Below are 19594 nucleotides of genomic sequence, written 5' to 3'. Positions count from 1 at the left end.
CGCGATGGGGGGAGGTTCCGCGCCGGCGGCGCCGCGGCGGGCGCGGTCAGCAGGTACGGAGGAAGCGGTCCAGAACCCGCACGCCGAACTGTAGTCCGTCCAGCGGAACCCGCTCGTCGATGCCGTGGAACAGGCCGGAGAAATTGAGGTCGGCGGGCAGCCGCAGCGGCGCGAAACCGAAGCAGCGGATGCCGAGCTGGGAGAACGCCTTGGCGTCGGTGCCGCCGGAGAGCATGTACGGCACCGGGTGGGCGCCCGGGTCCTCGGCGCGCAGCGCCTCCGACATCCGCGCCACCAGGTCACCGTCGAACGTGGTCTCCAGGGCCGGCTGGCGCTGGACGTACTCGATGGCGATGTCCGGCCCGACCAGCTCGCGCAGCTGCCGCTCCAGTTCCTCGCTCTGCCCGGGCAGGCTGCGGCAGTCGATGGTGGCGGTGGCCCGGCCGGGGATGACGTTGTCCTTGTAGCCGGCGGCCAGCCGGGTCGGGTTGGCGGTGTTGCGGACGGTCGCGCCGATGATGTTGGCGATCGGGCCGAGCTTGGCGATCGCGGTCTCCGGGTCGTCCGGGTCGATCTCGATGCCGAGCACGTCGGACACCTCGGCCAGGAACGCCCGTACGGTGTCGGTCATCACCACCGGGAAGCGGTGCCGGCCGATCCGGGCGACCGCCTCGGCGAGCGCGGTGACGGCGTTGTCGTCGTGCACCATCGAGCCGTGGCCGGGCCGGCCCCTGGCGTGCAGGCGCAGCCAGTCGATGCCCTTCTCGGCGGTCTCGATCAGGTAGAGGCGGCGCTGCTCGTCGACCGAGTAGGAGAAGCCGCCGACCTCGCCGATCGCCTCGGTGCAGCCGTCGAACAGGTCGCGGTGGTGCTGGGTGAGGAAGTGCGCGCCGTAGTCGCTGCCGGCCTCCTCGTCGGCGGTGAAGGCGAGCACGACGTCGCGCCGGGGGCGGACGCCGGTGCGCTGCCAGTCGCGGACCACGGCGAGCACCATGGCGTCGAAGTCCTTCATGTCGATCGCGCCGCGGCCCCACAGGTAGCCGTCGCGGATCTCGCCGGAGAACGGGTGCACCGACCACTCGTCCGGGTCGGCGGGCACCACGTCGAGGTGGCCGTGCACGAGCAGCGCGTCGCGGCCGGGCTCGGTGCCGGGGATCCGGGCGACCAGGTTGGCCCGGCCGGGCGCCGACTCGTGGATCTCGGCGTTGACGCCGACCTCGGCGAGTTTCTCCGCCACGTACTCGGCGGCGCGCCGCTCCCCTGCGCTGGTGTCGTTGTCGCCGGTGTTGGTGGTGTCGATGCGCAGCAGGTCGCGGCAGAGGTCGACGACCTCGTCGGTGGCGTCGGGTCGGGCGGGGGCGGCGTCGCTCGTCATCGCTTCCTTATACCAGCAGGTGAGGTGGTCGCGGGCCGCCGGTGGCACGGCGGCGGTTTCGCGGATCGCCGCGCCGGGTACCGCCGGACCGCCCGGACATCGACTCCGGCCGTCACGAGGAGGGCACCATGACCGTCCCCCTGCCGCCGCTGCCGCCCGCCGCCGACGACGCGTACCGGCCGGGTGGGCGCAGCGTCGCCGACCTCGTGGACACCGAGCACCGGGCGCTGCTGGGGCTGGCCGACCGGGTCACCGATCCGGCGCTGGATGCGGCCGGCCGGCGCGAGGTGCTCGACGTCCTGACCGCCGCGGTGTCCCGGCACCTGTCCGCCGAGGAGCAGTACCTGTTCCCGGCCGCCCGCGCCGCGATGCCGGACGCCGCCGAGCTGGTCGAGCGGGAGATCGAGGCCGACGCCGGGCTGCTGACCGCGCTCAAGGAGCTGTCCGGGGCGGACGACCCGGCGGTCGCGGACGTGGCCGAGCGGGTCCGCCGGCACGTCAGCCGTGTCGCGGCGCTGGTCACGCCGCTGCGCGAGGTGGCCAGCGACGCCGATCTGATCCGGCTGGGCAACCGGTGGGAGATCGCGGAGGAGGCGGCGCCGACCCGCCCGCACCCCGGCACGCCCGCCACCCCGCCCTGGAACAAGATCGTCGAACCGGCGGTCGGGGTGCTGGACAAGGTGCGCGACGCGGTCACCGGGCGGCGTACCCGGCTGAGCGACCTGGAGCATCCGCGCGAGGGGTGAGCCGATCGCCCCTTCCGTGTATCGGTTCGTGGTCCTACCGTCACGGTATGGATCTGGAGCTGCGACACCTGCGTGTGGTCTGCGCGATCGCGGAGACGGGGAGCGTCACCAAGGCCGCCTCGGCGCTCGGCCTGGCCCAGCCGGCGCTGACCGCCCAGCTTCAGCGGATCGAACGGGCGCTGGGCGGGCCGTTGTTCGAACGGGACCGCCGCGGCGCCCGTCCCACCGCGCTGGGTGAGCTGGTGCTGGACCGGGCGCGGGTGCTGCTGCCGGCGATGAAGGGCCTGCGGGACGAGGCGGCCCGGATGGCCGGTGCGGGCGATCCGCTGCGCCGGTACCGCTTCGGCGGGGTGAACAGCCCGATCCTGGGCCGGCTGGTGCACCGGCTCGCCGCCGAGCGGCCGGACGCGCAGATCACCACGTACGGCTCCTGGTCGGTGGACGAGCTGGCGCAGATGGTGGCCGGTGGCCGGCTCGACTTCGCGCTGACCGGCGTGTGCGGCGACTCGACGCCGTCGGCGGGGTTCGGGCTGAGCTGGCGGGAGGTGGCGGTCGAGCCGATCTGCGTGCTGCTGCCGCAGACCCACCCGCTGGCCGGCCACGCCGAGGTCGACCTGGTCGACCTGCGGCGCGAGCGGTGGGTCGCCGCGCCGGGCGACGGCTGCTTCGGCGACTGCTTCGCCGCCGCCTGCGCCCGCGCCGGCTTCACCCCGAAGAAGGTGTACGAGGCGGACGTGCGGGCCGCGCTGGACCTGGTGGACGCGGGCGAGGCGGTGGCGTTGTGCCAGGCCACGTTCCGTCCGGTGGCCGGGCTGGTCACCCGCCGGCTGGCGGGCACGCCGCTGCGCTGGCGGCTGCTGCTGGGCTGGCATCCGGACGTGCCGGCCGCGGCGGTGGCCGAGCCGGTGCTGGCGGCGGCGGTCGCGGCGTACACCGACGCGCTGGCGAACCATCCGGAATACCTGGGGTGGCTGCTGGCGCACCCGGAGTTCGGTGTGCAGCCCAACGGCTCGGGCGGGGTGCGAATCGCCTGAACCCGGGTATCACCGGCGACATGACTGATCTGTATCCGGCCGCCGACCAGCGGGAGCTGCTGCGCCAGGCGGCCACCGCGCACACCAGCGCCTCCGCCGAGGTGGAGGCGTTCCTGCGCCGGTTGCCGGAGGTGCCGGGTCCGGCCGACGTGACCGAGTACGCCAACCTGCTCAGCCGCGAGGAACGCGCCCGGGCCGACCGGCAGGCCGCGGCGGACGCGGCCGGGCTGCGGCTGCCCAGCCTGGAGTCGGAGTAGCCGGCGGCGCCCGGGCGGTGGTCCGCCCGGGCGCCGTCGTACCGGCTCAGCGTTCGACGAGTACGTCGTGGCCGAGGTCGAGCAGGGCGTGCCGCCACTCGTCGTCGGCGTTGCCCCGGCGTGGCCGCTGCGCGGTCAGCTCCCGGATCCGGGTGATCGCCTCCTGCATCACCTCGATGTCCTCCGGCGTGAGGTCCACCTTGCGCTTGCGCAGCACGGCGAGGATCTGCCGGCCCGGCTCGGGCAGGTCGAGGTCCGGATCCGGGCCGAAGGCCTCCTCCCCCGAGCCGCGGGTCAGCAGCCACTGCCGCAGCGTCTCGGAGGGCACGTTCACCTCGGCGTGGAAGTCGTCCCAGATCACCTCGACCTCGGGGTCGAGTCGCGCCTCGCGTACCATCACGCCTCCTCTCCCGGCGGCGGCCCGGATGCCGGCTCGCCCTCGTTCGGTGGGTGCTGTTTCAGGCCCTCCGGCGGCACCCGCACCCGGGCCGGGTTCGCGGTCGGGGCCGCCTCGATCGGTTCACCGGCCCCGGTGTCGTCGGGGACTTCCTCGGGTTCGGTCATGTCCGCCCTCCGGTCCTTCGGTGACGGCCCGTCCCGGTCCGGCCGGGACGGGCCCCGGCCGGTCATCGGGGATGGGACGTGGTGGCCGGCGTGTAGCCGCGCTCACCGGCGGCGACGTCGAAGACGAGCTGGCCGTCGCGGGTGTCGACGGTGACCTTCTGCCCCGGTGAGACCTCGTGCTCCAGCAGCATCCGGGACAGCCGGTTGTCGACCTCGCGCTGGATCACCCGGCGCAGCGGGCGGGCGCCGAACTCGGGCTGGTAGCCGTGTTCGGCGAGCCAGTCGACGCCGGCGGTGCTGAAGTCGACCTGGATGTCCTGGGCGTGCATGCGGCGGCGGGTCTCCTCCAGCAGCAGCCCGGTGATCTGGCGCAGCTGCTCGGCCTCCAGCCGCTGGAAGATGATCACCTCGTCGATGCGGTTGAGGAACTCCGGGCGGAAGTTCTCCTGGAGCCGGCGCATCAGCCGCTCCCGCAGCTCGTCGCTCTCCTGCTCGCCGGGCGCGCCGGTGGCGAACCCGACGGTGCGCTGGGTGCCGGTGATCAGCTCCGAGCCGAGGTTGCTGGTCATGATCAGGACGGTGTTCTTGAAGTTCACGGTACGGCCCTGGCTGTCGGTGAGCCGGCCGTCGTCGAGCACCTGGAGCAGGATGTTGAACACGTCCGGGTGCGCCTTCTCGATCTCGTCGAGCAGCACCACCGCGTACGGGCGGCGGCGTACCGCCTCGGTGAGCTGGCCGGCCTCCTCGTAGCCGACGTATCCGGGCGGGGCGCCGACCAGCCGGCTGACCGTGTGCCGTTCCTGGAACTCGCTCATGTCCACCCGGACCATCCGGTCCGCCTCGCCGAACAGCGCCTCGGCCAGCGCCCGGGCCAGCTCGGTCTTGCCCACGCCGGTCGGGCCGAGGAACAGGAAACTGCCCATCGGCCGCTCCGGGTCGGCCAGGCCGGTACGGGACCGGCGTACCGCCTCGGCGACGGCGGTGACCGCGTCGTCCTGCCCGATCACCTTCTCGTGCAGGTGCCCCTCCAGGCGCAGCAGCCGGTCGCGTTCCTCCTCGGTGAGCTGGGTGACCGGGATGCCGGTGGCCCGGGAGACCACCTCGGCGATCTCCGTCGGCCCCACCTCGGGCACGTGGCTCGGCCCCTCGTCGCCACGGGCGCGGCGGACCTGGTCCTCCAGTTCGGCGAGCCGGTCGCGCAGCGCGGAGGCCCGCTCGTACTGCTCGTCGGAGACCGCCTGCTCCTTGTCCCGGCGCGTCTCGTCGAGCTGCTGCTCCAGCTCGCGCACGTCCTCGGCGGGGGTACGGGTGCGCAGCCGCACCCGGGCGCCGGCCTGGTCGATCAGGTCGATCGCCTTGTCCGGCAGGAACCGGTCGGTGACGTACCGGTCGGACAGCTCCGCGGCGGCCACCAGCGCCTCGTCGGTGAACCGGACCTGGTGGTGCGCCTCGTACCGGTCGCGCAGGCCGCGCAGGATCGAGATGGTGTCGTCGACTGTCGGCTCGGGCACCAGCACCGGCTGGAACCGGCGGGCCAGTGCGGCGTCCTTCTCGATGCTGCGCCGGTACTCGTCGAGCGTGGTCGCGCCGATCACCCGCAGCTCGCCGCGCGCCAGGGCCGGCTTGAGCATGTTCGAGGCGTCCATCCCACCCTCGCTGCCGGCGCCGCCCGCGCCGACCAGCGTGTGGATCTCGTCCAGGAAGATGATCAGCTCCTCGCGGTGGGCGCGGATCTCGTCGATCACCTTCTTCAGCCGCTCCTCGAAGTCGCCCCGGTAGCGGGTGCCGGCGACCAGGCCGGACAGGTCGAGCTGGATCACCCGCTTGCCGATCAGCGTCTGCGGCACGTCGCCGTCGCAGATCCGCTCCGCGAGGCCCTCCACGATCGCGGTCTTGCCGACACCGGCCTCGCCGATCAGCACCGGGTTGTTCTTGGTGCGCCGGGACAGGATCTCCACCGCCTGCTCGATCTCGTCGGCCCGGCCGACCACCGGGTCGATCTGGTCCATCCGGGCCAGCTCGGTGAGGTCCTGGCCGTACTGGTCGAGCGTCGGGGTGCCCCGGTCCGGGCGCGGCGCGTTCGTCGCGCCGCGCTCGGCGCTGGCCGCCTGCAACGACTCGGGCTGGATCCGGCCGGCGGCGAGCATCCGGCCGGCCGGAGACTCGGGGTTCAGCGGCAACGCCATCAGGATGTGCTCGGGACCGATGTAGTTGGCGCCCATCGCGCGGGACAGCTGGTGGGCGTCGAGCAGCGCCCGCTTCGCGGCCGGGGTCAGCGACAGGTTCGGCGGCACCTCGCCGCGCGGCGCGCCCTCACCGCGCCCGCCCAGCGCGCCCAGCAGCGCGTCCGGGTCGGCGCCGGCCCGCCGGACCAGGTCGCGCAGCGGCTCGCGCTGCAACGCCGCCCAGAGCAGGTGGTCGGTGTCCAGGTCGTTGCTGTGCTTCTGCGCGGCGCGGCGGGCCGCGTCGGCGAGCATCTCCCGGGCGTCGGCGGTCATCAGGCGGGTGATGTCGACCCGGTGCGCCGGCCGGCGTCCCCCCTCGCCCCGGCCGAAGTATCGGGCCAGGAACTCGTCCCAGGGGTCGTTGCCGAAGTCACCCGGTCCCATCATCTCGTCCTCCGCAGTCAGTCGGCACGACCGGCACCCGGCACGCGCGGCACGGTCGGCGGTGGCTACCCGGCGGTCGGCGCGACAAACGCGACCGGATGGCAGGCTGGGGGCATGGAGAGCAGACCGCTGCTGATCGTGGACGGCGCGAACGTGGTGGGCTCGCGCCCGGACGGCTGGTGGCGGGACCGGGCCGGCGCGGCGGTCCGGCTGCGCGACGCGCTGGCGCCCGTCGGGGAGGCGGGGGTGCCGCCGGAGCTGCCGCCGCCGGTGCAGGTGGTGCTGGTGGTGGAGGGCGCGGCCCGGCACGTGGCGCCCGCGCCCGGCGTGGAGGTCGTCTCCGCGCCCGGCTCCGGCGACGACACGATGGTCGAGCTGGTCGCCGCCGCGCCGGATCGGCGGCGGGTGGTGGTCACCGCCGACCGGGAGCTGCGCGAGCGGGTGACCGCGCTGGGCGCGGAGGTACGCGGCCCGCGCTGGCTGGTCCGCTAGGTCACCCGGGTCCCGTCAGCAGGACCGAGGAGTCCGCCGGCGGGACTGCCCGATCCCGTGTGCCGGACTCTTCGCGCACGTCAGGGCCGGAACCGGACACCGGGGCCGCAACGCCGCGAGGGTGGATGTTCGTCCACCCGCCGGGATGGGTTGTAATGGAGATCTCTTCCGCCCCCAGGAGGTCCCCGTGGCGAGCGTCGCCGAGCTGAAGGCCGCCATCGATGTCGCTCTCCAGCAGATCGGTGACGGCCAGACAGCGGTGCAGGCGGCCGGCGAGAAGCTGGCCGAGGCGCAGCAGACGCTGGCCGGCGCGCTGGAGGGCAGCGGCCACGAGACGGTCGAGGCGGCCCAGGCCTCGTTGACACAGGCCGGCCAGGAGTTGGAGGAGTGTCTGGCCGCGACACTCGTCGCGGTGGAGCAGGCTCAGATCTACGTCGCGACGCTCTGAGGCCGGCCTGTGTCCATCGTCGAGGACATCGGCGCGCAGGTGCGCGCCGCCGCCGAGGAACTGCCGCTGGCACAGCTCGCCGCCGCGCTGGAGAAGCTCGGCCAGGCGCAGGAGCGGCTGCGCTGGGTGCGCCAGGAGTCGTCCGACCCGATGGGGGTGCCGGAGCTGTCCTCGGCCACCGAGCACGCCGAGACCGCGGGCTACGCGCTGCGTGTGGCGCAGGAGCAGCTCACCGCGTACCTGGCCGCGATCGGGCTGGCGCCGGACGGCGCGCGGCCGGCGCCGCCGGGCGAGCGGCCGCCCCGGCACGACACGCCTCGCGGCGAGGACCCGCCCGCGCCGGGCCCGGCCGCCGAGCCGGGTGAGCAGCCGGCGGTACGGCGCTGGTGGGCGGTGCGGGTGGCGGAGCTGACCGGCGGCCGGGAGGGCGCCCCGGACGAGCCGGACGAGCGCGTCGAGGACTCCCACGAGCTGCTGCGCCGGGTGGTGGCCGGGATCCGGTCCGGCGACCGGGACCGGCTGCACCGCGAGTTGCGCCGGGCGCACGCCGACGTGGGGCTGGGGCTGGCCGCGATCACCCCGCCGCTGCTGCGCGAGCTGGCCGGTGAGCTGCTCGGCCATCCGCCCCGCGCGGACGACCTGCCCCGGCTGCGCGGGGCGCTGGACTCCCGGGTCCGCGACCTGCTGCCCGGGCTGCCGCGGCCGGTGCTGGACACGTTGCTGACCCGGGTGTGCCGGATGCCCCCGCCGCGCCGCGACGACGACGCGGAGCAGCCGCACGCGGCCGACCCGGCGGTCACCGCGGGCGTGCTCGCCGGCGTACTGCTCGACCGGCTCGGCCGGGACCTGCCCAAGGACACCGACGATCGGGAGCCGTCCCGTGGCTGACGTCCGCGCTCAACTCGTGACGCGGGTCCGGGGGATGCTCTCCGAGGCCCTGGGCGCCACCCGTACCCGGCTCACCGCCGCCGAGGCCGAGCTGGCCGCCGGGCGGGACCGGCTGGCCCGTACCCGCAAGGCCGCCGCCGCGGTGCCCGCCCGGGTGGGCGCCGCCCGCGACCGGCGCCTGGCCGAGATCGACGCCCGGCACACCGCCCGCCTCGCCGAGCTGGCCCGCCGGGCCGCGGCCGCGGCACAGCGGGAGGCGCCCGGCGCGGCGTCCGCGCCCTGGGACCGCTGGCAGGCCACGCCCGCCGGCCGGTCCGAGCCGCCCGGCGCGTTGCGCGTCGGCACGGTACGCCTCGACGGCGCCGAACCGGTGCCGGCGCTGGTCCCGCTGCTGGACGCCGGGCACGCGCACCTGGCCGGCGGCGACCGGGACGGGCTGGCCGCCGTGGTGCCCGCGCTGCTGCTGCGCTCGGTCGGGCGGGCCGACCCGGGCGCGGTGCGGCTCTACGGGTACGACCCGGAACACCTGGGCGGCGGCCTGGCCGGGTTCGCGCCGCTCGGCACGGCCGGGCTGCTCACGTTCGTCGGGCCGGGCGGGCTGGGCCGGCTGCTGGACGACCTGGTGGAGCAGATCCGCCGGATCAACGCCACGGTGCTCGCCGGTGAGTACGGCTCGCTGCGCGAACTGGCCGCCGCGACCGGACGTCGCCCGGAGCCGTGGCGGGTGGCGGTGCTGCTCGGCGGCGACGAGCTGTCCCGGCACGAGCGCGGCCAGCTCGACCGGGTGGTACGTACCGGCGCGGCCTGCGGCGTGCACCTGGTGGTCCGCGGCATCGAGCTGCCGGACGACCCGACCGTCACCCGGATCACGGTGGAGCGGGACGACGCCCGGGTGGCCGGGCTGCCGGTGGTGCTCGACGCGCCGCCGCCGCCCGCCCTGGTCACCGAGACGTGCCGCACCGTCGCCTCCCGGGTGGCCGCCGGCCCGCCGCCGACGCCGTTCACCGACCTGCTCCCGCCGCCGGACGAGTACTGGCGGGAGGACTCGGCGCACGGGCTCAGAGCGCCGGTCGGCGAGGGCCCGCACGGGCGGCAGGTGCTGCTCACGCTCGGCGACTACCCGCCGCACGCGTTGATCGGCGGCCCGTCCGGCACCGGCAAGACGAACCTGATCTTCGCCTGGATCGGCGCGCTCGCCGCCCGCTACTCCCCCGCCGAGCTGGAGTTCTATCTCCTGGACTTCAAGGAGGGTGTGTCCTTCGCCCGGTTCGCGCAGGGCCGCCGCGACCCGAGCTGGCTGCCGCACATGCGGCTGGTCGGCATCAACGTGAACACCGACCGGGAGTTCGGGCTGGGCCTGCTGCGCTTCCTCGCCGAGGAGCTGCGCCGCCGCGCCGACGCGGCGAAGAAGCACGAGGTCACCAAGCTGGCCGAGCTGCGCGCGGTGGACCCGGCGGGGCACTGGCCGCGCATCGTGGCTGTGGTCGACGAGTTCCAGGCGCTGCTCGCCGGCCGGGACGTGGTCGCCCGGGAGGCCGCCGACCTGCTGGAGGACCTGGCCCGGCGGGGCCGGTCGCAGGGCATCCACCTGGTGCTCGCCTCGCAGGACGTGCGCGGCATCGAGGCGCTGTGGGGCCGGCCCGCGCTCGTCGCCCAGTTCACGCTGCGGATCGCGCTGCCGAAGGCGCTGCGCATCCTGGCCGAGCGCAACGACGCGGCGCAGTCGCTGCCCCGCCACCACGCGGTGATCAACGCCGAGTCGGGCCTGGCCGAGGGGAACGAGGTGGCCCGGATCCCGTCGGCCAGCGACTGGGAGACGTGGAGCGAGCTTCAGCACCGGCTGTGGCGGATGCGCCCGCAGGACGCCGCGCCGGCCCGGCTGTTCGACGGCGACGCGATCCCGAAGCTGGCCGACGCGCCGGACTTCCGCGCGCTGACCGCGCCGGAGCAGGGCGTGCCGCGCAGCCCGGTGGCGCTGCTCGGCGAGATCATCGACGTGCAGGCCCGCTCGGCGGCGCTGCGGCTGCCCCGCGCGCCGGGCCGCAACCTCGCCGTGCTGGGCACCCGGGTGGACGAGGCGTGCGCGGTGCTCGACGCCGCCGCCCGGTCGCTGGCCCGGCAGTACCGGCCCGGCACCGCCCGGTTCTCGATCGCCTGCCTGGACCCGGACGCCGACCCGGCCGCCCGCGCCCTCTACGAGGACCTGGAAGGCGACGCCTCCTGGTACGACGAGGAGACGGTGCCGGAGCTGATGGCCGAGGTGGGTGACGGGCTGGGCGCGCCGGGTGCGGCGCGTACCCCGCACTTCCTGCTGCTGTACGCGGTGGACGCGGCGGCCGCGGCGCTGGCCGGCAAGGCCGGTACGCGCACCGGGCTGGAGCAGTTGCGCCGGATCCTGCACGACGGGCCGGAACGGCGTACGCACGTGCTGGCGTGGTGGCGTGGGGTGGCCCGGATGCGGGTCGACCTGGGCGGCGCGGGCGCGCGCACGGATCAGATCGGCGCCTGGGTGGCGCTGGACGTGCAGGGCGGTGAGCTGGGCTCCTCGCTGTATCCGGGCAGCGGCGGGCCGGACTGGTATCCCCGGCCGTGGCGCGGTCTGTACTTCGACCGGGCGGTGCACCGCACCGGACAGGTGATCATCCCTTATGGTCCCTCCCGATGAACGAACCGGTTGCCAGTGAGACGTACAACGCGCAGATCCGCCGGCTCGCCGAGCTGACCGCCCGGGTGTCCGCCCAGCGGGCCGAGGCGCACACCTGGTACGCCCAGCAGGTGGCCGCCGCCGGCCGGGCGGTGGCCGAGGCGGAGGAGCAGGTGCGGCAGGCCGAGGCGGAGGTGGCCGAGGCGTCCCGGCTGGTGGAGCGCGTCGACGGCGAGGTCACTCACCTGTGGGCGCAGTTGCGGGCGCGGCTGGGCATGGGCGCCCGGCGGCTCGGTGACCCGCCCGGCCCGGTACGCGGCGCCGCCGGTGATCCGGTGCCGCTGCTGCGGGCGGTCCGGGAGCTGCTGGACCGCACCGGCGCGCCTGGTGAGCTGCCCGGCTCGGTGAACCCGCTGCTGGTCGCGTGCGGGATCGGCGGGGCGCTGGTGGCGTATGCGCTGGGGGTGGGTGCGCGGGCGCTGGCCGCCGGTTCCAGCGGTGACCTGGCGGTGGGCCTGCCGGTGCTGGCGCTGGTGGTGACGCTGCTCGGCCCGGTGATCGGGCTGGCGCCGGCCCGGCTGCTGGCCGACCGCCGCCACGCGGTGCTGACCCCGCGCCCGATGATCCTGGTGGCCGCCTCCGGCCTGGTCACGACCCTGCTCCTGCTGACAGTGACCTACACCCGCTGACCACCCCTCCCCACGCGCCCCCTCTCCGGCCCTCGATCATGAGGTTGGCGGCGCGACACGCCGTCGCGCCGCCGGTCAACCTCATGATCGCGCCCGTCAGGCGGGGGTCAGGACGGCCTCCTTCAGGAGGCGGCGGGCCAGCACCAGGCGGTCGGCGTCGTCGTCGAGGCCGGGCAGGTCACCGACCCTCGTCACCTCGCCGGTGAGCAGGGCGCGCAACGCCGCCTCGCAGGTGCCGGGCAGCGTGAGCGTGCGGTCGGGCACGCGCAGCGTGACCCGTCCGCCGACGGCCGGGGTGAGCTGCCAGCGCAGGCCGCCGCGCACCGCCACCTCGCTGTCCGCCGTGAGCCGGGCCAGCGCCTGCGCCTGGGCCAGTGGCCGGATCGGCGCCGGGCGGGCGGCCGGCCAGACCCGGGCGCGCAGCCGGGCGGCCACCGCCGCCGGGTCGGCCCGCAGCAGCCAGTCACGCAACGCCTCGACGGTCTCGGTCAGCTCCGGCTCGATCGCGTCCGCGTCGGCCAGGTCGAGCCCGAACGGCAGGCTCGCGCGCAGCCGCGCGTCCTCGGCGGCGAGCGCGAGCAGTTCCTCGACCACGGCGTACCGGGTCAGCGCCCGGATGCCCACGGTCAGGTGCAGCGAGCTGGACTCCTGCGCCTGGGCGCTGTGCAGCCAGCCGCGCGGCAGGTAGAGCGCGTCACCCGGTTCGAGCACGACGTCCAGCTCGGGGCGCCCGTCGGCGGTCGCGGAGACCTCGTCGGCCCGGCCGCCCCAGGGCTGGCGCTCCAGCGGGTCGGCCAGCACCGGCGGGTGGATCCGCCAGTGCTTGCGCCCGTCCACCTGGAGCACGAACACGTCGTGCGTGTCGTAGTGGGTGGCGAAGCCCTGACTGCCGGCCGGGGTCAGGTAGGCGTTCACCTGCAACGGCTGGGCCAGCGCGGTGCCCAGGTCACGGGCGAAGTCGACGAGCGCCGGCCAGGTGCGGTGCAGGCCCTGCAACACCAGCGTCGCACCGTCGGCGTACAGCGCCAGCACCTTCTCGTCGAGGACCTGGTCGCCGATCTCGGCGCCGGCGCCACCGCCGCCGGTGAACCGCGCCACCGGCACGAGCTGGCCGTCCTTGGCGACCCGCAGGAACGGGGTACGCAGGCCGCGGCGGCTGAGCAGCTCGTCGGCGTCGGCAGGGCTGAGCAGGTCGGTGAAGCCGTCCGGGTTGGGCAGTTCGGCGGCGCGGGACAGCAGCGGGCTGCGCCCCCAGTGGTCGGCGGCGAACTTGGCCGGCTCCACCGCCACGCACCGGGCCAGCGCCTCGGTCGCGGAGAACGGAACCGCCGGGCGGCCGTGGCCACCCGGCGGGTCGACGTGCGTGGTGCTCATGTGTCAGGCGCTGCCGTCGGCGCCGCCGTCGCGCTGGCCGGGGGTCGCGCCGCCGTCGGCCGGACCCTCCGCGCTGCCGTCCGCGCCACCGTCGTGCTGACCCGGGGTCGCACCGCCGTCAGCGGGGCCCTCCGCGCTGCCGTCCGCGCCACCGTCGTGCTGACCCGGGGTCGCACCGCCGTCAGCGGGGCCCTCCGCGCTGCCGTCCGCGCCACCGTCGTGCTGACCCGGGGTCGCACCGCCGTCGGCCGGGCCCTCCAGGCCGCTGCCGCCGCTGCTCTGGATGTCGTCGTCGTTCAATGCCATGGGTGCTCCCTCGGTGTGCCGCCCCGCGTGGTGCCGGGGTCCGTGTGCAGCGGGTGGTACCCCACGCCCGATCTTCTCTAACCACACCGTAGACGCCCGGACGCCGCCGTACGGGCGGTTCGCGGGGCAAGCGGCCGGGACGGGTGGATGCCAGGATGGCGGGAGGACGACGCGAGGAGACGCACGTGACGCAGCCGGAGCCGCTCACCCCACTGACCGAGGACTGGCAGCGGGCGCTCGCCGTGGTGGCACACCCCGACGACCTGGAGTTCGGCGCCGCCGCCGCGGTGGCCCGCTGGACCGGGCAGGGCAAGGAGGTCGTCTACTGCCTGCTCACCAGCGGCGAGGCGGGCATCGACGGGATGTCGCCGGAGCGCGCCCGGGTGGTGCGCGAGGAGGAGCAGCGCGCCTCCGCCGCCGTGGTCGGGGTGTCGGCCGTCGAGTTCCTCGGCCTGCCCGACGGGCTGCTGGAGTACGGCGTGCCGCTGCGCCGGGCGATCGCCGCCGTGGTGCGCCGGCACCGGCCGGACGTGGTGCTGACGAACAACTTCCGGGAGACCTGGGACGGTGCGTACGCGCTGAACCAGGCCGACCACATCGCCTGCGGCCGGGCCACGCTGGACGCGGTCCGCGACGCCGGCAACCGGTGGATCTTCCCGGAGCAGCTCAACGACGGCATCCAGCCGTGGTCGCGGGTGCGCGAGGTGTGGGCGGCCGGGTCGCCGGCAGCCCGGCACGGGGTGGACGTGAGCGACACGTTCGAGCGGGGCGTGGCGTCGCTGCGGGCGCACGGGGCGTACCTGAGCGGGCTCGGCGACGGCAGCTTCGACGCCGAGGAGTTCCTGGAGGGCATGGCCCGGCCGGCCGGGCGCCGGCTCGGCGCGCGGTTCGGCGCCACGTTCGAGGTCTTCCCGATCAACCTCCAGTAGGGCTGCGGCGATGTTCCTGGTCGGCACGTCGGGCTGGCAGTACCGGGACTGGCGGGAGCGGTTCTACCCGGCCGGGCTGCCGCAGCGGCGCTGGCTGGAGCACTTCGCCTCGCGGTTCGCCACCGTCGAGGTGAACAACGCGTTCTACCGGCTGCCCGAGCGGGACACGTTCACCGCGTGGCGGGAGCGTACGCCCGGCGACTTCTGCGTGGCGGTGAAGATGAGCCGCTACCTGACCCACGTGAAGCGGCTGCGCGACCCGGCCGAGCCGGTGGCCCGGTTCCTGGACCGGGCGTCCGGGCTGGGCGACCGGCTGGGGCCGGTGCTGGTGCAGCTCCCGCCGACGCTGCGCGCCGACCCGGACGCGCTGGCCGACGTGCTGCGCCGGTTCCCCGCCGACGTGCGGGTGGCGGTGGAGCCGCGGCATCCGTCGTGGTGGACCGACGACACCCGGCGGGTGCTGGAGCGGCACCGGGCGGCGCTGGTCTGGGCCGACCGGCTCAGCCGGCCGGTCACCCCGCTGTGGCGCACCACCGACTTCGGTTACCTGCGGCTGCACGAGGGCCGGGCACGGCAGTGGCCGCGCTACGGGCGCGCCGCGCTGGCCGGCTGGGTGCGCCGGCTGGCCGGGGCGTTCGGCGACGGCGAGCCGGCGTACGTCTACTTCAACAACGACCCGGGCGGCGCGGCGATCGTCGACGCGGTCGCGTTCGCCGGGCTGGCCCGGCGGGCCGGGCTGCCGGTGTCCCGGACGCCCGCGGCCCGCCCCGCCGAGGGGGCGGGACGGGCCGGTCCGGTGCCGGATCAGGGAATCATCTGACGCAGGTCACCCGGCATGGTGGCCTTCACGTCCTCCCACTCGCCCTGGGTCACGTGCCGGCGCAGCGTGTCCAGCACGACCTGCACCACCCGCTGCGCGCCACCCTCGGCGTCGTACGGGAAGCCCTGGCGCACCTCGTACAGGAAGTCGTCGCGGTTGAGCTTGATCGGCACGTTCTCCGGCTGCCAGCCGTCGAAGTAGATCCCGCGCACCAGCACCGGCAACTGCTGGGCGAACTCGGTGCTCTCCTGCACCGGCAGCCGGTCCCGCAGCAGGTGCAGCACGGTACGCAGCGCGGCGTAGGACTGGTTGCGCCGTTCCTTCGGCCAGCCGTACGCGGACTCGATCTCCTTGAGGATCACGTTCGTCTTGTCCAGCGAGGACTCGAACGCGGACAACAGCTGTTCGGCCATCGGGCTCACCCCCGTGCTTCGGTCTCCCAGCGTCGGTCGTCGGCGCGGCGCGGCGGACCGCTGGGGCCCCGCCACAGCCGGGTCGGGCTGAACCGGCCGGGCCGTTCGCCCCGCCGTGCCGCCTCGGAGCTGCCGACCACGTGCAGTACGCCACCGCGGCGTCGGTCCGCCACCACCCGTACCGTCATGACCCACCTCCTCGTCGCGGCGCCCGAGCCGGCGCCCACGGTCCATGCTGCGGCGGGGGCGGGTGAGCGGGCCTCACCCGTACCGGGTGAGACGCTCAGGCGTCCAGCAGGCCGGCGAGTGTGGTGGCGTTGCGCTGCGCGTAGTCCTGGTAGCAGTTGTTCATCAGCACGTGCGTCTGCCCGGTCTGGCCGGCCAGCTCGCGCAGCTTCGGCGCCCAGTCGCGCAGTTCCCGCTTGGAGTAGTCGTAGCCGAACTTCTCGTGGATGTCCTTGCTGGTCCACTTGTCGCTGTGCCCATGGAACCGGACCACCGCGAGGTCCGCGGTGGCCGCCAGCACCGGCGGGACGGACGACTTGTGTCCCTGCGGCATGTCCACACAGACGAACGGCAGTTCGTGCTCGCGCAGGAACCCGAGCGTCTCCTCGGCGTTGTCGCCGTCGAACCAGGACGCGTGCCGGAACTCGAAGACCGGGCGCAGCGGCGCGCACCGCCGCTCCACCTCCAGCAGGTACTGCTTGTTGGCCCGCTTGATGGTGAACCAGGGCGGGAACTGGAACAGCAGCGCGCCCAGCTTGCCGGCCTCGACGAGCGGGTCGAGGGCGGACAGGAACCGGGTCCAGACCTCCTCGTACGCCTGCGCGGGCAGGTCGTCCGGGTAGACGTTGCGCTTGTCCGTGTCCGGGCGGAGGTCCTTGTAGAGCGCGGAGACGCGGGTGGGGTGGCCGGTCAGCAGGCTGAACGCCTTGACGTTGAACGTGAACCCGGCCGGGGTGCGCTCGGCCCACAGCCGGGCGGTCCGCTCGGCCGGCGGCGAGTAGTAGGTGGCGTCCACCTCGACCAGCGGGAACTGCCGGGCGTAGTAGGACAGCCGTTTCTCCGGCGTGTCGGCGCTCGCCGGGTACCAGCCGGAGTCGAGCAGCGTCCGGTCGGTCCACGAGGCGGTGCCCACCTTGATGTCACCCATGGGGGCAGTTCACCGCGTCGGGGACCGACCGGCAACCGGAACGGCGTTCAGGCCGCCCGCCGCTCCCGGGTCTGCTTGCAGGCCACGCAGGAGGTGGCGGACGGGAAGATCTCCAGCCGCTCCACCGGGATGGGCGCGGTGCAGCCCTCGCAGAAGCCGTAGGTGCCCTCGTCCAGGCGGGTGAGCGCGTGCTCGAACTGGGCGCGCCGGTCCAGGATGGTCCGCAGCAGCGACTGCGCGGTGTCCCGCTCGGCGGTCTTGGTGCCGCTGTCGGCCTGGTCGTCGCCGGCGGTGTCGCCGACCTCGACCAGCCGCAGCACCTGGCTCTGCGCCACGGTCTGCTCGTACTCGGCGGTCAGCTCGTCGTACCGCGACCGCAGGGACTGCCGGATCTGGTCGACCTCCGCCTGGGAGCGGCCGGTGGCTGTCGTGTCGTGGACGAGCATCGCTGCCTGCCTTTCCTACGTCCTCATACCGGACCGGGGCGGCCAGCGCCCCGGACCCGGTCCGACTGTGCGAGCGCGGGCGACGAGATCACCCGTGCTCTGTGAGCCGGGCGATTACCCCCGCCCACGGCGGGCCAAACCGGCTGTTTCCTGAGTGTTTCCGGTGAGTCCGCAGCCCCTGGTCAGGCGGCCTCGACGAGTGCCGGACGGCGCGGGTCGTCGGCCCGGACCACCACGTCGGCGAAGGACGCGGGGACGACCTCGTCGGCGTAGCGGGCGAAGGCGGGCAGGGTCCAGCGCAGCGCGGGATCGGTGCGCCGCGCGAGCGCCGCCGGGGAGAGCACGAGGTGGACGGTGACGTCGAAGGGCAGCGCGCCGCCGAGCAGCAGCGCGCCGCTGACCAGCACCACCCCGCCGGGCGGCAGGTCCACGTACGCGGCGCGGCTGGCCCGGTCGGCGGCGGCGTCCCACAGCGACGGCAGCAGCCGGCCGGAGCCGTCCGGACCGGCCGGGTCGAGCACCTCGCGGCGCAGTCCCGGTTCGTCGAGCCAGCTCTCGTAGTACGCGTCCGGGTTGGTGCGGCCGTGCTCCAGGCGCACCGAGGCGGGGCGGAGGAAGTCGTCGGCGCGCACGTGCAGCACCGGCCGGCCGGCGGCGCGCAGCGGGTCGACGAGCGCTTCGGCGAGCGCGTCCGGCCGGGCGGCGGGCGGGCCGTCCACGGCGACCCGCAGCCGGCCGGGCGTCCCGGTGCGGGCGAGACGCTTGGCCAGCTCGGTGACGAGCAGGTCGGGGCTGATCGGGCGCACGCGCATCGGACCATCCTGCCGCGCGGGCGGGCGGGTCACCACATGATCGCTCCGGGCGGTCGGGGCTCCGTCCGGCGGCGGTCGGCGGGTGGTGGTCCCGGTGGTCAGCCGGTGCGGTCGATGGTGACCCGGGCGTCGTCGGCGAGCCGGTAGCCGACGCCGTAGACGGTGGTGACGAGCGGGACGTCCACACCGACCTTGCCGCGCAGCCGGCGTACGTGCACGTCGACGGTGCGGACGCCGGCGTGCTCGTACCCCCAGACCGCGTTGAGCAGTTGCAGCCGGGTGAACACCCGGCGCGGGTGGGCGACCAGGTGCAGCAGCAGGTCGAACTCCAGGCGGGTCAGCGGCAGCGGCTCGCCGTCACGCAGCACCGACCGGGACGACGCGAGGATGTGCAGGGTCGGGATGGTCGGGGCGAGCGGGCGCGCCGGAGCGCGGCCGGCCGGGACGGCGTCGGGCCGGCGTTCGGCCGGGACCGTGCCCGCGCTGACCACCGCGTCGCCGCGTTCGAGCATCTCGCGGGCGGCGTCGAGCAGCCGGCGGGCGGCCGGGGTGAGCGACTCCTCGCAGGCCAGGGGGATGGTGAGGGTGACGGTGAGCATGGGCGCGGCGGCGGTGTTGGCGGGACGGCGCTGGCCGCCGGGGGGACGACCGGGGACCGCGGGTTGGGACGTATGCCATCCGGCGCGCGACGAGGCGGGGCTGACCGACATGGTCCTCCTTGGGCTGGTCCGGGTATCTCCCCACGGCCCGGGACGCCGCTTCATCGATGCTTCCCGGCGTCTCTGCGAGGGTCAAGGGGCGGCCGCGTTGCATGAATGTGACATTTGACGAACACATCGCAGCCGTGCGCTCGCTCTGCGTGCGAGGCCCGTTGATTACAGCAGAGCACCGTTTCGCGGTGGTACGGGGGGTCTCCCCGGGGGTTCACAATGGCGGATCAGCGGCAGACGTGAACGCGGCGCACCCCGGGTCCGGGTGCGCCGCGTGCCGGTCGGCCGAGGTCAGGCGTCGCGGTCCACGACGATCTCGGCGTCGTCGGCGAGGCGGTAGCCCACGCCGTACACGGTGGTCACCAGCGGCGTGTCCGGCCCGAACTTGGCCCGCAGCCGGCGGACGTGGACGTCGACGGTGCGCGCCACGGCGTGCTCGTAGCCCCAGACGTTCGCGAGAAGTTGCAGTCGGGTGAACACCCGGCGGGGATGTTCGGTGAGGAACAGCAGCAGGTCGTACTCGATGCGGGTCAGCGGGATCTCGGCGCCGCCGTGGCGGACGCGCCGGGTGCCGGTGAGGATGCGCACGCCGCCGGGGGCGGGCGCCGCGGGGGCGGGCGCGTCGCCGCGGCGAGGGCCGAGCACGGTACGGGCGGCCGGGCGGTCGTCCGGTCCGGCCGGTCCTTCGCCGGACACGGCCAGCCCCTCCCCGGATGCGGCGAGTTCGTCGAGCAGGTCGACCAGGCGCGCGAGGCCCGGCGTCAGCGGCCCGGCACCCAGGTCGAGCGTGATGGTGAGCGTCGGTGCGGTACGCGGCCGGGGCGGCACGGCCCGGTCGGGGCGGCCCGATCGGGCCGGACGGGTGGTGAGGGCGACGACGGACAT

Annotated in this window: 23 protein-coding genes; 10 read left to right on the top strand and 13 right to left on the bottom strand. The window is 75.1% G+C overall.

Annotation, left to right across the window (positions count from 1 at the left end; genetic code table 11):
- Positions 1-46 precede the first annotated feature (46 nt).
- Positions 47-1375, bottom strand: coding sequence for a M20/M25/M40 family metallo-hydrolase (locus ACN27D_RS30620; RefSeq protein ID WP_421500657.1), 1329 nt, complete (start codon positions 1373-1375; stop codon positions 47-49).
- 128 nt (positions 1376-1503) lie between these two features.
- Here ACN27D_RS30620 and ACN27D_RS30615 point away from each other — a divergent pair, with 128 nt between their 5' ends.
- From ACN27D_RS30615 to ACN27D_RS30605, 3 genes are read left to right on the top strand one after another with little or no spacing between them, the layout of a single operon-like run.
- Positions 1504-2121, top strand: coding sequence for a hemerythrin domain-containing protein (locus ACN27D_RS30615; RefSeq protein ID WP_120573803.1), 618 nt, complete (start codon positions 1504-1506; stop codon positions 2119-2121).
- Between the two features lie 47 nt (positions 2122-2168).
- Positions 2169-3155 (top strand): LysR family transcriptional regulator, encoded by a 987-nt coding sequence (locus ACN27D_RS30610; protein ID WP_047893392.1) that lies wholly within the window; start codon positions 2169-2171, stop codon positions 3153-3155.
- A gap of 20 nt (positions 3156-3175) precedes the next feature.
- A complete protein-coding gene (locus ACN27D_RS30605; RefSeq protein WP_120570108.1) occupies positions 3176-3412 on the top strand; it encodes a hypothetical protein in 237 nt (78 codons plus the stop codon).
- A gap of 46 nt (positions 3413-3458) precedes the next feature.
- Here ACN27D_RS30605 and ACN27D_RS30600 read toward each other — a convergent pair whose 3' ends face one another.
- The 3 genes from ACN27D_RS30600 to ACN27D_RS30590 form a co-directional block, all read right to left on the bottom strand.
- A complete protein-coding gene (locus tag ACN27D_RS30600) occupies positions 3459-3809 on the bottom strand; it encodes a DUF3140 domain-containing protein (protein WP_120570109.1) in 351 nt (116 codons plus the stop codon).
- Positions 3809-3976 carry a hypothetical protein gene (locus ACN27D_RS30595; protein ID WP_162959103.1) on the bottom strand — a complete coding sequence of 56 codons (168 nt, stop codon included), beginning with the start codon at positions 3974-3976 and terminating at the stop codon, positions 3809-3811. Before ACN27D_RS30595 ends, ACN27D_RS30600 begins: the two co-directional genes overlap by 1 nt.
- A gap of 62 nt (positions 3977-4038) precedes the next feature.
- On the bottom strand, positions 4039-6588 hold the full coding sequence (locus ACN27D_RS30590) for an ATP-dependent Clp protease ATP-binding subunit (RefSeq protein WP_121685068.1): 2550 nt from the start codon (positions 6586-6588) through the stop codon (positions 4039-4041).
- 111 nt (positions 6589-6699) lie between these two features.
- On the opposite strand from ACN27D_RS30590, the gene ACN27D_RS30585 reads away from it, so the two are divergent.
- From ACN27D_RS30585 to ACN27D_RS30565, 5 genes are all read left to right on the top strand, one after another.
- Positions 6700-7077, top strand: a complete 378-nt coding sequence (locus ACN27D_RS30585) for a hypothetical protein (protein ID WP_120570112.1) — start codon at positions 6700-6702, stop codon at positions 7075-7077.
- Positions 7078-7264: 187 nt separating this feature from the next.
- Positions 7265-7525 carry a hypothetical protein gene (locus ACN27D_RS30580; RefSeq protein ID WP_091428014.1) on the top strand — a complete coding sequence of 87 codons (261 nt, stop codon included), beginning with the start codon at positions 7265-7267 and terminating at the stop codon, positions 7523-7525.
- Between the two features lie 9 nt (positions 7526-7534).
- The gene (locus tag ACN27D_RS30575) at positions 7535-8413 is read left to right on the top strand and encodes a hypothetical protein (protein ID WP_120570113.1); all 879 of its coding nucleotides are present in this window, start codon (positions 7535-7537) and stop codon (positions 8411-8413) included.
- Positions 8406-11078 carry an FtsK/SpoIIIE domain-containing protein gene (locus tag ACN27D_RS30570; protein WP_421500656.1) on the top strand — a complete coding sequence of 891 codons (2673 nt, stop codon included), beginning with the start codon at positions 8406-8408 and terminating at the stop codon, positions 11076-11078. The genes ACN27D_RS30575 and ACN27D_RS30570 overlap by 8 nt, the downstream gene beginning before the upstream one ends.
- Complete coding sequence (locus ACN27D_RS30565; protein WP_120570115.1) at positions 11075-11746, top strand: hypothetical protein; 672 nt, start codon at positions 11075-11077, stop codon at positions 11744-11746. Before ACN27D_RS30570 ends, ACN27D_RS30565 begins: the two co-directional genes overlap by 4 nt.
- A gap of 96 nt (positions 11747-11842) precedes the next feature.
- Here the strand turns inward: ACN27D_RS30565 and ACN27D_RS30560 are convergent, their stop codons facing one another.
- Both ACN27D_RS30560 and ACN27D_RS30555 read right to left on the bottom strand, forming a co-directional pair.
- Positions 11843-13120, bottom strand: coding sequence for a cupin domain-containing protein (locus ACN27D_RS30560; RefSeq protein WP_421500655.1), 1278 nt, complete (start codon positions 13118-13120; stop codon positions 11843-11845).
- A 3-nt stretch (positions 13121-13123) separates the two neighbouring features.
- Complete coding sequence (locus tag ACN27D_RS30555; protein WP_120570117.1) at positions 13124-13426, bottom strand: hypothetical protein; 303 nt, start codon at positions 13424-13426, stop codon at positions 13124-13126.
- Between the two features lie 185 nt (positions 13427-13611).
- On the opposite strand from ACN27D_RS30555, the gene ACN27D_RS30550 reads away from it, so the two are divergent.
- Positions 13612-14355 carry a PIG-L deacetylase family protein gene (locus ACN27D_RS30550; protein ID WP_358176088.1) on the top strand — a complete coding sequence of 248 codons (744 nt, stop codon included), beginning with the start codon at positions 13612-13614 and terminating at the stop codon, positions 14353-14355.
- 10 nt (positions 14356-14365) lie between these two features.
- Complete coding sequence (locus ACN27D_RS30545) at positions 14366-15175, top strand: DUF72 domain-containing protein (protein ID WP_364809532.1); 810 nt, start codon at positions 14366-14368, stop codon at positions 15173-15175.
- Here ACN27D_RS30545 and ACN27D_RS30540 read toward each other — a convergent pair.
- From ACN27D_RS30540 to ACN27D_RS30510, 7 genes are all read right to left on the bottom strand, one after another.
- Positions 15160-15588 (bottom strand): DUF2267 domain-containing protein, encoded by a 429-nt coding sequence (locus tag ACN27D_RS30540; protein ID WP_120573804.1) that lies wholly within the window; start codon positions 15586-15588, stop codon positions 15160-15162. The genes ACN27D_RS30545 and ACN27D_RS30540 overlap by 16 nt on opposite strands.
- Before the next feature lie 5 nt (positions 15589-15593).
- Positions 15594-15776 (bottom strand): hypothetical protein, encoded by a 183-nt coding sequence (locus ACN27D_RS30535; protein ID WP_013476990.1) that lies wholly within the window; start codon positions 15774-15776, stop codon positions 15594-15596.
- 95 nt (positions 15777-15871) lie between these two features.
- The gene (locus ACN27D_RS30530; protein ID WP_120570120.1) at positions 15872-16741 is read right to left on the bottom strand and encodes a DUF72 domain-containing protein; all 870 of its coding nucleotides are present in this window, start codon (positions 16739-16741) and stop codon (positions 15872-15874) included.
- Positions 16742-16788: 47 nt separating this feature from the next.
- Complete coding sequence (locus tag ACN27D_RS30525; protein WP_013286049.1) at positions 16789-17187, bottom strand: TraR/DksA family transcriptional regulator; 399 nt, start codon at positions 17185-17187, stop codon at positions 16789-16791.
- Positions 17188-17369: 182 nt separating this feature from the next.
- Positions 17370-17999: a uridine kinase gene (locus tag ACN27D_RS30520; RefSeq protein ID WP_421500654.1), complete on the bottom strand. Its 630-nt coding sequence runs from the start codon at positions 17997-17999 to the stop codon at positions 17370-17372.
- 98 nt (positions 18000-18097) lie between these two features.
- On the bottom strand, positions 18098-18709 hold the full coding sequence (locus ACN27D_RS30515) for a winged helix-turn-helix domain-containing protein (RefSeq protein ID WP_120570122.1): 612 nt from the start codon (positions 18707-18709) through the stop codon (positions 18098-18100).
- A 291-nt stretch (positions 18710-19000) separates the two neighbouring features.
- Positions 19001-19594 (bottom strand): winged helix-turn-helix domain-containing protein, encoded by a 594-nt coding sequence (locus ACN27D_RS30510; protein WP_421500653.1) that lies wholly within the window; start codon positions 19592-19594, stop codon positions 19001-19003.

The organism is Micromonospora sp. WMMD1274 (assembly GCF_049179035.1).
Taxonomy (GTDB): domain Bacteria; phylum Actinomycetota; class Actinomycetes; order Mycobacteriales; family Micromonosporaceae; genus Micromonospora; species Micromonospora tulbaghiae.
This window is presented reverse-complemented; position numbering and strand designations above follow the sequence as displayed.